The organism is Microvirga sp. KLBC 81, assembly GCF_003075415.1.
In the GTDB taxonomy this organism is placed as follows: domain Bacteria; phylum Pseudomonadota; class Alphaproteobacteria; order Rhizobiales; family Beijerinckiaceae; genus Microvirga.
The window spans coordinates 26,167-39,563 of sequence record NZ_QDAH01000022.1 but is presented as its reverse complement, the minus strand read 5'-3'; the positions used below and the strand labels follow the sequence as shown (position 1 = coordinate 39,563).

The following is a 13,397-nucleotide window of genomic DNA, read 5'->3' as shown; positions in this document are numbered from 1 at the left end:
CGAGGGTGGCGCGACGTGCAGCCCGGCTCGATCCTATGGTGTAGCATGAGAGCCGGATGGCACCCCGCGCACGGCTTGTTTAGGCGGACAGGCGGGCTGAAGTTCATCAACTGCCGCACGCGGACACTGCCGGAAGCAGGCGGCGTGCGACCAATCCCGAACCCCAAGCCGCAGCCTGGGCCTCCCGTCGAATGGACCTGCGTTGAGCCCATTCACGAGACCGCGCCCGGCTCCACAATCACGACGCCTCGCGAGCGCGCCCCTCGGTGAGCCGGGACAGGTCACGATATAGTCTAGCTTAAGGCAGGAGTCAAGAACAAAAGAAGAATACAAACCTATCTTGTTACGCTCTCAGACCGGGATCTCCCACGAGTGCTTGATCTTCTGCATCGGAATGTCCGTCTTGATGTTACGGACACCTTTGATGCATCCGAGGTGCTCGATCCGGAAGCGCCGGTAGGCGTCGAGATCGGCCGCGACGATCCGCAGGAGAAGTCGCAATCGCCTGCCATAAGGTGGCATTCGACGACCTGCGGGAGTTGCCTGATCGCTTCCACGAAGGGGTTGGCCGTTTCCTCGTCCTGCCCCGTCAGCCATACGCGGGCGAACACGGCCACCGGCCCGATTTCGTCACCGGCTACCCGGCAGATCTCATTGCGCTTGCCACCATCATGGTGGCGGCGACGCGGCTTTCCGACGGTTGTCATCGCTATTACTTCAGCCACCTTTCTGCGAAAGGTGATGACGTGGTAAGCCACTTCAAACCGAACAAAAACAATATCGCCATGCTCGAAACATCGCACGTCACCATAAAAGAGCAGGAATGCATCATCTCCCTCGAAGAAGGGCGCCTCTTCGCCAAGACCTGGACACAGGAAGGCGATGCGCCCGATCGGATCGCTCCGATCCTGCTGTTTCACGATTCCCTCGGCTGCATTGATCTGTGGCGCAGTTTTCCCAAGCATCTTGCCGCAACGACGCGGCGCCGCGTCATCGCCTACGACCGCCTCGGCTTCGGCCGTTCGGATCCTTATCCGGGGAAGCTGGGATCGGATTTCATTCGGAGAGAGGCGCAGCACATTGTTCCGCAGCTCTGCGCACAGATCGGAATCGCGGAGTTCATCGCCTGCGGACATAGTGTCGGTGGCGGCATGGCCGTCGAGACGGCAGCCTACTTCCAAGCACGGTGTCGGGCGCTCGTGACAATCGCAGCCCAAGCCTTCGTCGAAGACAGGACCCTCGACGGGATCCGCATCGCGCAAGGCAGTTTCCAGGATCCCGCCAATCTCGCGCGGCTCGCGAAGTATCACGGCGACAAGGCCGCATGGGCTGTCAGCGCCTGGATCGAGACATGGCTCTCACCGGAATTTGCACACTGGACCCTGGATGCGGCCCTGGCGGCGGTCCATTGTCCCGTGCTTGCGGTTCATGGCGAGCAGGATGAGTACGGAACGAGTGAACATCCCAAGCGCATTGCCGCAGGACGTGGGACGGCCCATATCCTTCCGAATACCGGACACGTGCCGCATCGGGAGCGGGAGGAGTTTCTCATCGACACGATTCAGCAGTTTCTAAACGGGATTGAACCGCTCTCCCGCTGATCCGCGCGACATTGGCGGAGCCACTGTATCCCACGCCTCACTGCTGTGCCGGCGGCAGCGGATCCGGCACCTTGTTCTTCACCGGCGGGACCTGCCGGAGATAGGCGAATACCGCTTTCAGGTCGTCGTCCGTCATCAGCCCGTAATTCGGCCACGGCATCGGCGGGAGGATCTGGCGGCCCTGCCCTTGATGCCGTCCCGTGCGCATGGTCTGGATGAATTGCTGCTCCGTGAAATCGCGCAGCACACCGGTTTCGGGGTCGGGCGTGAGATTGGCGGAGAAGCTCACGCCCCAGGGGCCTGACCAGCCTGTCGATGTGGGCGTGACCGCACCGCCCCAGGGCTCGGAAACATTGGCCGGCGCTTTGATGACGAGGTCCTGCGGGTGGCCCGAGAGCATTCGCTTCATATCAGGCTCTGGGCCGTTCGAACCCATGATCCAGGGCGTATGACAATCGTTGCAGCCGCCGACCGTCACGAGATACTCGCCGCGCTTCACCTGCGCGCTCTTGGTGTCGTCTTGAGCAAGCACTGGGCCTTGCATTAGCAGGGCCATTGTCAGCAAAGGGAGAGCACGGCGCATCGTCATCGTCCTTCCTGATGGAGGTGAGCCTCTTTGCGGGATTCGCCCCGTTCGGCGATCCAGCGGTACAGCAACGCCACAGCTTCATCGTCGACGAGTTCAGTCCCCAATGGCGGCATCTGCAAGGCGGGATAACGAGACGAGACGCGCTGCATGAGGGCGCTGCGTTCGGGGTACCCCGGTTCGACGCGGTTGATCGCATCGGGCGATTGTCCGGGAGCCGGTTTCCTCACTGCATGGCTCACCGTGCTCGCGATCGCCGCCTGACCATTGCCCTCGATGCTCTGCCGCAGGAAGAGGCCGATATTCTGCAATGGTCCTTGCGCGTTGTGGCAATGGCCGCAATTGCCGTGCATGTAGCCAAGAGCCGCGCGTTCTGTTGCAGACGCGGCGTTGATGCGGGGCGGTGTTTGCAGCACCGATGCGGGCAGTCCGACAACCAGTCCGCGATCGACGAGATCTTTGAGATCGACGCCTTGATCGAGCTTCAGTTCGGCGTGCAGCGCATTCGGATCGCGCTCAGGCGACAGCTGAAGGACGCTGAATCCCAATACCTCGGAGGGACCTCCTTGGTGACAGGCCTTGCAGTCGTTGACACCCGGAATAGTGTGCGTTCTCCCACCTGCGAGAGGATAAGCACCGCGCTTGCCTCTCGGCGAAACGAGTTGGGCCTCGCGACCATCCGCGCTCCAGGCATAAGCCGCATAAAGCCATTGCCCGTCGGCGCGGCGCTCCAGGTAGCGTGTTTCGACACGCTGGCCATTGAAGGAGAACTCCTTCCAGAACTTCGTGCCGACGGGAAAGACGAAGGAATCCGGGTTCGAGCCGTCGATGGTGGAGCCCGGCGGCAGCGAGATCCAGCGGCGCTTGATGGCTCCGTCGCTCCAGAGCGGATATTGCGGCGAGAAGGCCAGGTGGCTGGGATCGATCCGCAGGGTTGCGAAATCCGCGTAGAGGCCGGTCTCCTGCAGCGTTTGCGGAGGAATGGCTATCGCAGGCTGCGGCACGGCCGTGACGCTCTTGAAGAGACCAACGGCGAGGATCAGGAAGCCACCTACGCCCGCCAAGCCATAGCATCGAGCAAGTTTTGAGCGTTGCGTATTGAGGACCATCGCCATGGGTGCATCCCTCCTGGTGAATGCACCTCCAGCAATACGCCGCTTCTCCCGATCTCTCTGTGATCCCGCTCACACGGCCCGCTGTGCGAACTCCGCCACCAGCTCCGGATAACGCTCCATCGGCGGGAATCTCTCGAAGCTGTGCACTGCGGGTGTCTTCGCCCAGGGCAGCGCCTCGCTGGTGTAGGTCTCAACGAAGGGCCTGAAGTCTGTCACGTTGTCGAGCATCGTGGCGCGGACATTGACGAAATCGTCGAGGCCTTCGGGCCGCGTGAAGAGCCAGCTCATGCAATGCGGGCAGAAGAAATGCCGCGTGGCGCCGTGAAGCCCGCCGATGACTGGCTCGCCCTGCACCACTTCGAAATTTCCGGTGGTGTAGAGGGCACTTAGCGAGAAGGCGCTCGCGGTCATGCGCTGGCAGCCTGTGCAATGGCACGCCATGGTGATGACGGGCTTATTCTTCACCCGAAACCGCACCTGCCCGCACCTGCATCGACCTTCCACGGTTGCGTCCTCCGCCATCGACTGCCTCCCTTGCCTTGCAGCAGGGAAAGTCTGTGGCGGCTTGAGGAACGCGTCAATGCAGTGCGGTCACATCCTCACGCGCCCTCCCCGTCTAATGAAGAGGTAAACACCGATGGCCACGACCACGGCGGCAATCGCGATCAATGGGTAAAGCCATGCATCGCCACGCGTCCCGGCTTCCTCGGCTGACGGGACGGCCGGCACGCTCTGCTGTGCATAAGCCAAGGTTGAAACCAGGAGAAATGAAAGACTGGAAAGAACGCGCTGCATCTCATGCTCCATATCCGCCCGCGGGTGGAAAAGAGATGCCAGCGGGCAAGGTTCCTTGGCGAGGCTTCTTGGCGAGGCTTCTTGGATCGTGGAAACACCCATGGGCGGAGCAAGCCTTGCCAAGCCGTTTCGAGCAGGATCAGATGATGATATGCCTCGTCACGAACGACTATCCGGCACGGGATCCGTGCTCATGTCGTAGTTCTTTGAGTTCCGCCCGCAATATCAGCAGCTCAATTCAACGAGCCCTGGTGTCGGGAAGGGAAAGTCATCCTACGTCCGGCTCACTCACCACGCAGGTGTATCCGATGAAGCACTGCGGGGTATCAGCCGTTGGCACCCAAGCCGGCCGCGTGAACTCGCCTGACAGGCAGGAGGCCTGACTGCTCACATAGCGATCAAAAGTATTCTGTCCCGTACTCAGAACTACGGCACCACGGTTAGCGACGAGGGATTGCGCCAGGCTGCAGTTCATCCCGATAGTCTGGGGCCTCGATTGGGCAAAAGCTCCAGTGGTAAACGAGATTACGGCTACGAAGGCCAAGCTCACTGTCTTCATGGCGATCACCCCATTCCGGAGCATCGGCAGAAAGGATCACGTCCATGATTAGACTGGCCTCAGTGAGCTGGCCGTCAAGGACGGAATACAGGATGACCGATTTACCAGAGGCAAGCCATCTTTCTCGGTCATCATGCTCACTCTCTGGCGGAGCGCATCGGGTGGAGTGGAAAGCCGGGTCCCCTTTTCGCTGACGCGGCCCTTCGGGTCACGGGCGTGGCCCTTCGGGTCGCTGATGCGGACCTGCGGTTCCGCACGAGGCGCTAGCGCCATCTGCCCTTCCCTCACTGAGGATCAGATGGTGAACCCACTCTAAGTCCTAGACCCATCGTGACTTGAACTGACCTGAGTCTGGACAAGATGCGCCCACATCCATCTTCCGGGAACCGTCAGAACGATCTGACCGGCCTCATCGGCTGCCTCGACCGTAAAGTCGTCACAAGCTGCGAAAGCTACGCCCTCCCAGGACGATCTACCCTCGACGAGGATCCGGGCCAGCCTCAATGCAACCTCATGCGCCGCTTCGACACTCGGTAGGTTCAGACGCCTCGGATACTTCGTACGGCGAGATTGGGTACGAACGTAAAGATCATAATGGGGCATGGCTTCAATACGTTAGCCAATGAAGCCATGCCCGTATTGTGCTCTTGGGGATTACATCCTCCGGGCCTTAAAACTAGTTCAGACGCTTGAGAGACAACGGCCCTGCGAGCATCAGCCCTTTCTCGTAGGCCAGGGCGGCTCTGAGCATGCACCACCGCTTTTCCGCCTCGGCAACATTGGCACAGGCCTTTTCATAGACTGCCAACCTCGTCTCTTCCTCATCGAACAGGTTTCCAAGAGGACCAAACGACTGCTGCCGATAAGCCTGTTCTAAAGCCTGATCCAGTCGCTCACGGATCGTTCTCAGGACATGAGCCGCGAGCCGGTACCTCAGCCGAGCCTTTTCCAAATCACAATTCGCCTCACGAAGAGCATGGAAGCAAACGAGGCTGGTTACATCCCCATGTCCGATTCTCCCATGACAGTTCTCCAAATCTGAAGGACAAGCAGCCTTGCTCCGCCTCAGCACCGATACCTTCACATAGGTGAAAAAAGGCGCCTGTGGCTGAGACTATTTTGAGGTAGGAAGCTTCTTCAGGAGCATGGAGGATGGCTAAAGCCCAAGCTATTTTGGCCATCACCAGCAAAGCTCAACTGCTGAGCATCGGTGAGCCTACCCGGGCCGCTCGTCATGCGAAAACTCGGAAATAGAAGGGATGCAGCGGCAGCCTCAGGGGAGCATGAAAGCTGAGACCAGCACGCTTGCTATGTAGGTCAACATAGTCAGGAGCGGCACGAGGATAGCGGCTGAAACGACCACGAAGAGCGGTGTGCTAAGAGTTCTCATGGCAAGGTCCTCCACGTCAACGCGTAAAGCCTAGCCGAGACCTTGACCATAATGTGGGCCCCTGGTGCCAAGAAAAAGGCGTCCCCCAGGGAACCTCAGTTCCGTGGGGAGGACCGATGATGTCAGCCCGGACAGTCTCAGCCCGCTGCTCAGACTGATCAGTTCAACAGTCTTCCTGAACGTGAAGACAACGGCATCTCGTCCACACAGGTATAGCCGATGAAGCATTGCGGAGTATCTGACGTTGGCACCCAGGCCGGCTGGGCGAACTCAGTTGCCAAGCAGAAGGCTTGGCTTCTGACATAGCGATCATAGGTGTGCTGCCCAGTGCTCAGGACGATGGCACCACTACTGGTGACGAGCGACTTGGTTTGACGACAATTCATCCCGGTCGTCAGTGGCCTCGGTTGGGCGAAGGCCCCGGTATTCAACAAGACTGTGATGCCGACAATCAGACTCAATCTCTTCATGCCGATTACCGCTATCGACAAGGCTGGCACGCAGGAACGCGCCTAGGTTTGAACTGGCCACGGCACGCTGATCGTCAAGGATTACAACACCCCGACAGTAGCTACCCCGGACAATGGCGCAATCCTGGCACGGTTCGCCTCGCTGACACTCAAGAGAAAACGGCCGTGCAACCCTTCTGAGTTGCACGGCCGTGAAAGCTCAATCAGTAACAGTTCGGCACTACGAGTTTTGAACGGTTGTCCCGTTCTAGATGTGTATCACGCGTCCATAGGCATCCATGACGCTCTCGTGCATCGTCTCCGAGAGGGTCGGGTGCGGGAAGACGGCGTGGATCAGGTCTTCTTCCGTGGTCTCCAGGTTCATGGCGATCACGAAGCCCTGGATCAGCTCGGTCACTTCCGCACCAACCATGTGCGCGCCGAGGAGCTGTCCGGTCTTCTTGTCGAAGATCGTCTTCACGAGGCCATCCGGCTCGCCCAGCGCAATCGCCTTGCCGTTGCCCACGAAGGGGAAGCGACCGACGCGGATGTCGTAGCCCTGCTCCTTCGCCCTGGCCTCGGTGAGGCCGACCGACGCGATCTGCGGGTTGCAATAGGTGCAGCCCGGGATCTTCGCCTTGTCCATGGCGTGCGTGTGCATGCCCTTGATGGTCTCGACGCAGATCACGCCCTCGTGCTCGGCCTTGTGCGCGAGCATGGGCGCGCCTGCCACGTCGCCGATGGCGTAGATGCCGGGCACGTTGGTGCGGCCGAGGCCGTCCGTGACGATGACGCCGCGCTCGATGGTCACGCCGATCTTTTCGAGGCCGAGATTTTCGATATTGCCGACGACACCCACCGCCGAGATCATCCGCTCGGCGGTGATCGTCTGCGTGCCGCCCTTGCCGTCATCGATGGTGGCGGTGACAGAGTTGGCACCTTTCTCCACCTTCGTGACCTTCGCGCCGCTGAGAATCTTCATCCCCTGCTTCTCGAAGCGCTTGCGGGCGAGCCCGGCGATCTCTGCATCCTCAACGGGCAGGATCTGCGGCAACACCTCGACCACGGTCACTTCCGCGCCGAGCGTGCGATAGAAGGAAGCGAATTCCATGCCGATGGCGCCCGAGCCCATGACGAGCAGCGACTTCGGCATGGCCTGCGGAACCATGGCTTCGAAATAGGTCCAGATCAGCTTGCCATCCGGCTCGATGCCGGGCAGCACGCGCGGACGTGCGCCGGTGGCGACGATGATGTGCTTGGCCTGATACGTGCCGGGCTCGAGGATGCCCTTCGGAGCCGGCGCCTGCGGCTGCATTGCAGGCTTCTTCGTGGCGGTGACCACGACCTCGCCGGGCTTAGAGATGGCCGCCTCGCCCCAGATTACGTCGACCTTGTTCTTCTTGAGCAGCATGCCTACGCCGCCGTTGAGACGGCCCGACACGCCGCGTGAACGGTTGACGATGGCCGCAGCATCAAAGCCGATTCCTTGAGCGGACAGGCCGTAATCCCTGGCGTGCTCCATGTAATGGTAAATTTCCGCCGAACGCAGCAGCGCCTTGGTCGGAATGCAGCCCCAATTGAGGCAGATGCCGCCTAGATGTTCGCGCTCAACGACCGCGGTCTTGAACCCGAGCTGCGCCGCACGGATCGCGGCCACATAGCCCCCCGGCCCGCCGCCGATGACGATGATGTCGTATTGGTTTGCCATGGGATTCCCCCGTCATGCCCGGGTTGGCCCGTGCATTGATCTTGCGCTGGGCCGGTGAAATGAGTCGTGGATGGCCGGCACGAGGCCGGCCATGACGATATCCTTAGACGAGCATCCCCATCGGGTTCTCGATGAGCTGCTTGAAGGCCGCAAGAAGCTCAGCGCCCAGCGCGCCGTCCACCACGCGGTGATCGCAGGAGAGCGTCACGGTCATGGCCTGCACGACGGCGGGAGCGCCGTTCTTCACCACCACGCGGCTCTCGCCCGCGCCGACGGCGAGGATTGTGCCGTGCGGCGGGTTGATGACGGCCTGGAAGTCCTTGATGCCGTACATGCCGAGGTTCGACACGGCGGTGGAGCCGCCCGTGTATTCCTCAGGCTTGAGGCGACGGTTGCGGGCGCGGCCCGCCATGTCCTTCACCTCGGCAGAGATCGTGGTGAGCGTCTTCTGCTCGGCCTTGCGCACGACCGGCGTGAACAGGCCGCCCTCGATCGCAACCGCGACGCCGACATCCGAATGCTTCATCTTCAGGATGCGATCTTCAGCCCACACGGCGTTCGCCGCCGGCACGCGCTGGAGCGCGATGGCGAGCGCCTTGATGACGAAATCGTTCACCGAGAGCTTGTAGGCGGGTTTGCCGTCCTTGTCCTTGCCCGCTGCGGCATTGATCTGCTCGCGCAGCGCCATGAGCGCGTCGAGCTCGCATTCGAGCGACAGGTAGAAGTGCGGAACGGTCTGCTTCGACTCCACGAGGCGCCTGGCGATGGTCTTGCGCATGCCGTCGAGCGGCACCTCCTCGTAAGTCCCGGCCTCGAACATGGCCTTGACCTGATCGGCCCCCATGCTCGGAGCCAGCTGCGGTGCAGCCGCAGGCTTCGCAGCGGGAGCACCGGCAACAGGAGCTGCGGCAGCGGGAGCAGCGGCAGGCTTCGCAGCACCACCCTGAAGAGCCACTCGCACGTCCTTCTCGACGACACGTCCATGCGGACCGGAGCCCTGGATGGACGCGATGTCGATGCCGGCATCCTTCGCGATGCGCTTGGCGAGCGGCGAGGCGAACACGCGATTGCCGCCAGCCTGCGGCCCTGCCCCGGTCGGCATCGCGGCTTGCGCCGGACCGGCCGGAGCCTGATCGACGCGGGCATAAGCCATGTGAGCAGCTTGATCGCCCGGAATGGCGTTCGCCTGCGGTCCGGGCGCGGCTGCTGGAGCCGCGGGAGCCCGCGCTGCCTCGGTCTTCGGCGCGGGTGCAGGAGTCGGAGTTACGGCGCCGCCAGCGGCGGGAGCGGTAACGCTCTTCGGATCCTCGCCCTCGCCGGCGATCAGCGCGATCACCTGGTTCACGGGCACATCCGCCGTTCCTTCCGGAATGACGATCTTGGCGAGGACGCCTTCGTCCACGGCCTCCACTTCCATGGTGGCCTTGTCGGTCTCGATCTCGGCGATCACGTCGCCGGATTTCACCGTATCGCCTTCCTTCTTCAGCCACTTGGCAAGGTTGCCCTTTTCCATGGTGGGAGAAAGTGCAGGCATCAGGATATTGATGGGCATGGCGTGTTGGATCCTGATCTGGATTAGTTGACGGCTTGCGAGGAGCCGGGATCGCTCGGATTGTCCAGCTCGGCTTGAATGCCTGAAACGATCTCCGCCAGGGCCTCTTCCTCCGAGAAGTCGGTTTCCATGGCGTAGACGCGCGCGGCGTGACGGGCGAGATCCACCAGGAGCACGCCCCAGGTGAACGGATCGTCGAAGGCGCGGCGCAGCGCGATGCTCACCGCCCCATCGACCACCGAAGCCCTCAGAATCTCGATGCCGCCCTTTTCGAGCGCATCAGGCGGAGCGTTGAGAGCTTCGAATTTCCGCTCTGTCATGATCTCACCTGTAGCAAACGGCCTTCGCGGCCTGCACGACCTCGGCCACCGACGGGAGCGCCAGCTTTTCGAGGTTCGAGGCATACGGCATCGGCACGTCCTTGCCGGTCACGCGAGCCACGGGAGCGTCGAGATAATCGAACGCGTTCTCCATGATGCGCATGGCAATCTCGGCACCCACGCCCGATTGCGGCCAGCCCTCTTCCACCGTCACGCAGCGGCCCGTCTTCATGACGGAAGCGACGATGGTTTCGGTGTCCATCGGGCGGATGGTGCGAAGGTCGATCACCTCGGCATCGATGCCTTCCTTTTCCAGCTCCTGAGCGGCTTTCAGCGCATAGGTCATGCCGATGGAGAAGGAGACGATGGTGACGTCCTTGCCCTCGCGGTGGATGCGTGCCTTGCCGAGCGGCACGGTGAAGTCGTCGAGCTTCGGCACCGGAAAGGATTGTCCGTAGAGAATCTCGTTCTCGAGGAAGATCACCGGGTTCGAATCGCGGATGGCGCTCTTGAGCAGGCCCTTCGCATCAGACGCGGTGTAGGGTGCCACGACCTTCAGACCGGGGACCTGCGAGTACCAGGCCGAATAGTCCTGGCTGTGCTGCGCCGCCACGCGGGCCGCAGCACCGTTCGGGCCACGGAACACGATGGGGCAGCCGAGCTGACCGCCCGACATGTAGAGCGTCTTCGCCGCCGAGTTGATGATCTGGTCGATCGCCTGCATGGCGAAGTTGAAGGTCATGAACTCGACGATGGGCCGGAGGCCAGTAAACGCTGCGCCGACGCCGACGCCGGCGAAGCCGTGCTCGGTGATCGGTGTGTCGATCACGCGCTTCGCACCGAATTCCTGCAGCAGGCCTTGGGTGACCTTATAGGCACCCTGGTACTCGGCCACCTCTTCGCCCATGACGAGGACGGCGTTGTCCTTGCGCATCTCTTCGGCCATGGCATCGCGAAGGGCTTCGCGGACGGTCATGTTGACCAGCTCCGTGCCTTCGGGAATTTCGGCCATGGCGTTGTAGGCGGTGCGGCTCGTGATCACCGAGGGAGCAGCCGGCATTGAGAGATCCGTCTGCTGCGGACGCATGGCAGGAGCCGGACGATCAGCGAGGCCTTCAGCCTGCATGTCCGGAGTAGGTGCGGGCTGCGCGGCCGGAGCGGGAGCAGAAGGCGTCGTGGCAGCGGCCGCCGACACGTCCTCGCCCTCGCCTGCGAGAATGGCGATGGGCGTGTTCACGGCCACATTGTCGGTGCCGTCGGAAACCAGGATCTTGGCGAGGATACCCTCATCGATCGCCTCGACCTCCATGGTCGCCTTGTCGGTTTCGATTTCGGCCAGCACGTCGCCGGGCTTGACCTTGTCGCCTTCCTTTTTCAGCCACTTGGCCAGTTTGCCCTGCTCCATGGTGGGTGAGAGGGCGGGCATGAGAATATCGGTCGCCATGAAAGACTCGTGTTGATTGTCGCTGCGGCGAAAGTTCGGGAGCGGCGCTAGAGAAGCGCCGCCGAGACTTAGAGAAGGATGTCGGTGTAGAGCTCGGACACGTCGGGCTCCGGATCGTGCGTGGCGAACTCGGCCGCCTCGTTGACGATCTCGCGCACCCGGCCGTCGATCGCCTTCAGCTCGTCTTCCGACAGCTTCCAGCTCTCCAGCAGGCGGCGGCGCACCTGCTCGATCGGATCGAACTCCTCGCGCATGCGGGTCACTTCGTCCTTCGTACGGTACTTGGCCGGATCGGACATGGAATGGCCGCGATAGCGGTAGGTCTGCATCTCGAGGATGTACGGGCCCTTGCCGGAGCGGGCGTAGTCGATGGCGCGCTGGCCGGCGGCGTAGACCGCGCGGACATCCATGCCGTCCACCTGCTCGCCCGGAATCCCGAAGGACACGCCGCGCTTCGAGAAATCCGTCTGGGCCGAGGCGCGGGTCACCGCCGTGCCCATGGCGTAGCGGTTGTTCTCGATCACGTAGACGACGGGAAGTTTCCACAGCGCCGCCATGTTGAAGCTCTCGTAGACCTGGCCCTGGTTGGCCGCGCCGTCGCCGAAATAGGTCAGGCAGACATTGCCGTTGTCGCGATAATGGTTCGCGAACGCGATGCCGGTGCCGAGCGACACCTGGGCGCCGACGATGCCGTGGCCGCCATAGAAATGCTTCTCCTTGGAGAACATATGCATGGAGCCGCCCTTGCCCTTCGACAGGCCGCCACGGCGGCCTGTCAGCTCGGCCATGACGCCTTTCGCATCCATGCCGCAGGCCAGCATATGGCCATGATCACGGTAGCCGGTGATCACCTGGTCGCCGTCCTTCGTGGCCATCTGCATGCCGACGACGACGGCCTCCTGGCCGATATAGAGGTGGCAGAAACCGCCGATGAGGCCCATGCCGTACATCTGGCCAGACTTCTCTTCGAAGCGACGGATCAGCAGCATGTCGTTGTAGGCTGCGAGATCCTGGTTCTTGTCGAATTGGGGGGTATTGGGAGCAGCTCCGCGCGCAGAGCCTTTGCTGGAAGTGGACTTGTTAGCCGCGCCTGCACCGGCACGGCCCGCCTTGCGGGCAGCAACAGCCATCGGTTCCTCCGAAGGGTTTCCTCGACGAAAGTTCTAGCGCAGTCGATATCGGAAAGCGAGAGGCCGGAATGATGTTTTGCGCTGCACAATAAATCGCGCAAGGTACTGTAATATCAGGAGAATTAGCGATTAACACAAATCCAGTTAAGCAGTTCTTTCGGGCTAATGCGGTTAAGGGCCCGTGATAATGACGAGATCGTTACGATGTACACGACCCAGCATTACGCGCGCCCGCTCCTCCAGGAGATCGCGGTCGATCTGGTCACTTCTCAACAACGCGATACGACGCTCCCAGTTCGTTCGCTCCGTTTTGAGAGTACCGAGTTCCTTGTTCAACTCGGCCACTTCGGCTTCGTATTGCTGCTGAGCCTCGATGCCGCGTGCGCCGCTATGGGCATGGTGTACGAAGTATGCAGCGACAGCCGCCGAGACGCTGTAGAGCATCAGCGGAATCAAAAATCGTCTCAGTCGCCTGCGGATCACCATGCCCCGAGTCCTACACCCGGCATGGTTAAGAACCCGTTAGGGAGCCGGCGCCGCCCCGCCTTTCGCGCCCCCCGGCTCTCCCCGTCCCCGGACTTGTTCCCGGGATCCATGGCGGGAATTCACGTCTTTGTCCGGTGTGGCTCTCAAGACGTGGATGGCCGGCGCAAGGCCGGCCATGATGGAGGACGGTCACGACGAAGATAGTCCTTCAAAGAAAAGGACCGCTTCAAGCAGCCCCTTCCTGACTCGCTCCTGCCGTGCA

Annotated in this window: 14 protein-coding genes; 1 reads left to right on the top strand and 13 read right to left on the bottom strand. The window is 61.7% G+C overall.

The window, feature by feature from the left end:
* Positions 1 to 351 precede the first annotated feature (351 nt).
* Positions 352 to 522 (bottom strand): Lrp/AsnC ligand binding domain-containing protein, encoded by a 171-nt coding sequence (locus DC522_RS35930; protein WP_371679670.1) that lies wholly within the window; start codon positions 520 to 522, stop codon positions 352 to 354.
* Between DC522_RS35930 and DC522_RS15355 the strand changes: the two genes are divergently transcribed.
* A complete protein-coding gene (locus tag DC522_RS15355) occupies positions 516 to 1,601 on the top strand; it encodes an alpha/beta fold hydrolase (protein ID WP_245444190.1) in 1,086 nt (361 codons plus the stop codon). The genes DC522_RS35930 and DC522_RS15355 overlap by 7 nt on opposite strands.
* A 37-nt stretch (positions 1,602 to 1,638) precedes the next feature.
* On the opposite strand, the gene DC522_RS15350 is transcribed toward DC522_RS15355, so the two are convergent.
* The 12 genes from DC522_RS15350 to DC522_RS15285 all read right to left on the bottom strand — a co-directional run bounded on the left by DC522_RS15350 (position 1,639) and on the right by DC522_RS15285 (position 13,135).
* Complete coding sequence (locus tag DC522_RS15350) at positions 1,639 to 2,184, bottom strand: diheme cytochrome c-553 (RefSeq protein WP_116529593.1); 546 nt, start codon at positions 2,182 to 2,184, stop codon at positions 1,639 to 1,641.
* A 2-nt stretch (positions 2,185 to 2,186) separates the two neighbouring features.
* Positions 2,187 to 3,302 carry a hypothetical protein gene (locus DC522_RS15345; protein ID WP_116529553.1) on the bottom strand — a complete coding sequence of 372 codons (1,116 nt, stop codon included), beginning with the start codon at positions 3,300 to 3,302 and terminating at the stop codon, positions 2,187 to 2,189.
* Between the two features lie 69 nt (positions 3,303 to 3,371).
* The gene (locus DC522_RS15340; protein WP_116529552.1) at positions 3,372 to 3,824 is read right to left on the bottom strand and encodes a GFA family protein; all 453 of its coding nucleotides are present in this window, start codon (positions 3,822 to 3,824) and stop codon (positions 3,372 to 3,374) included.
* 69 nt (positions 3,825 to 3,893) lie between these two features.
* A complete protein-coding gene (locus DC522_RS15335) occupies positions 3,894 to 4,097 on the bottom strand; it encodes a hypothetical protein (protein WP_133239293.1) in 204 nt (67 codons plus the stop codon).
* Positions 4,098 to 4,968: 871 nt separating this feature from the next.
* Complete coding sequence (locus DC522_RS37270; protein ID WP_371679666.1) at positions 4,969 to 5,259, bottom strand: hypothetical protein; 291 nt, start codon at positions 5,257 to 5,259, stop codon at positions 4,969 to 4,971.
* Positions 5,260 to 5,332: 73 nt separating this feature from the next.
* Positions 5,333 to 5,464, bottom strand: coding sequence for a hypothetical protein (locus DC522_RS36885; protein ID WP_256369863.1), 132 nt, complete (start codon positions 5,462 to 5,464; stop codon positions 5,333 to 5,335).
* A 1,299-nt stretch (positions 5,465 to 6,763) separates the two neighbouring features.
* On the bottom strand, positions 6,764 to 8,203 hold the full coding sequence (lpdA, locus tag DC522_RS15310) for a dihydrolipoyl dehydrogenase (protein WP_116529548.1): 1,440 nt from the start codon (positions 8,201 to 8,203) through the stop codon (positions 6,764 to 6,766).
* A gap of 103 nt (positions 8,204 to 8,306) precedes the next feature.
* A complete protein-coding gene (locus DC522_RS15305) occupies positions 8,307 to 9,755 on the bottom strand; it encodes a pyruvate dehydrogenase complex dihydrolipoamide acetyltransferase (RefSeq protein WP_116529547.1) in 1,449 nt (482 codons plus the stop codon).
* 23 nt (positions 9,756 to 9,778) lie between these two features.
* Entirely contained in the window at positions 9,779 to 10,075 is a 297-nt protein-coding gene (locus DC522_RS15300; protein ID WP_116529546.1) for a DUF5076 domain-containing protein, read from the bottom strand.
* A gap of 4 nt (positions 10,076 to 10,079) precedes the next feature.
* Positions 10,080 to 11,519: a pyruvate dehydrogenase complex E1 component subunit beta gene (locus DC522_RS15295; protein WP_116529545.1), complete on the bottom strand. Its 1,440-nt coding sequence runs from the start codon at positions 11,517 to 11,519 to the stop codon at positions 10,080 to 10,082.
* Between the two features lie 68 nt (positions 11,520 to 11,587).
* Positions 11,588 to 12,649, bottom strand: coding sequence for a pyruvate dehydrogenase (acetyl-transferring) E1 component subunit alpha (gene pdhA / locus DC522_RS15290; protein WP_116529544.1), 1,062 nt, complete (start codon positions 12,647 to 12,649; stop codon positions 11,588 to 11,590).
* A 171-nt stretch (positions 12,650 to 12,820) separates the two neighbouring features.
* Positions 12,821 to 13,135, bottom strand: coding sequence for a septum formation initiator family protein (locus DC522_RS15285; RefSeq protein ID WP_116529543.1), 315 nt, complete (start codon positions 13,133 to 13,135; stop codon positions 12,821 to 12,823).
* Positions 13,136 to 13,397: the final 262 nt, after the last annotated feature.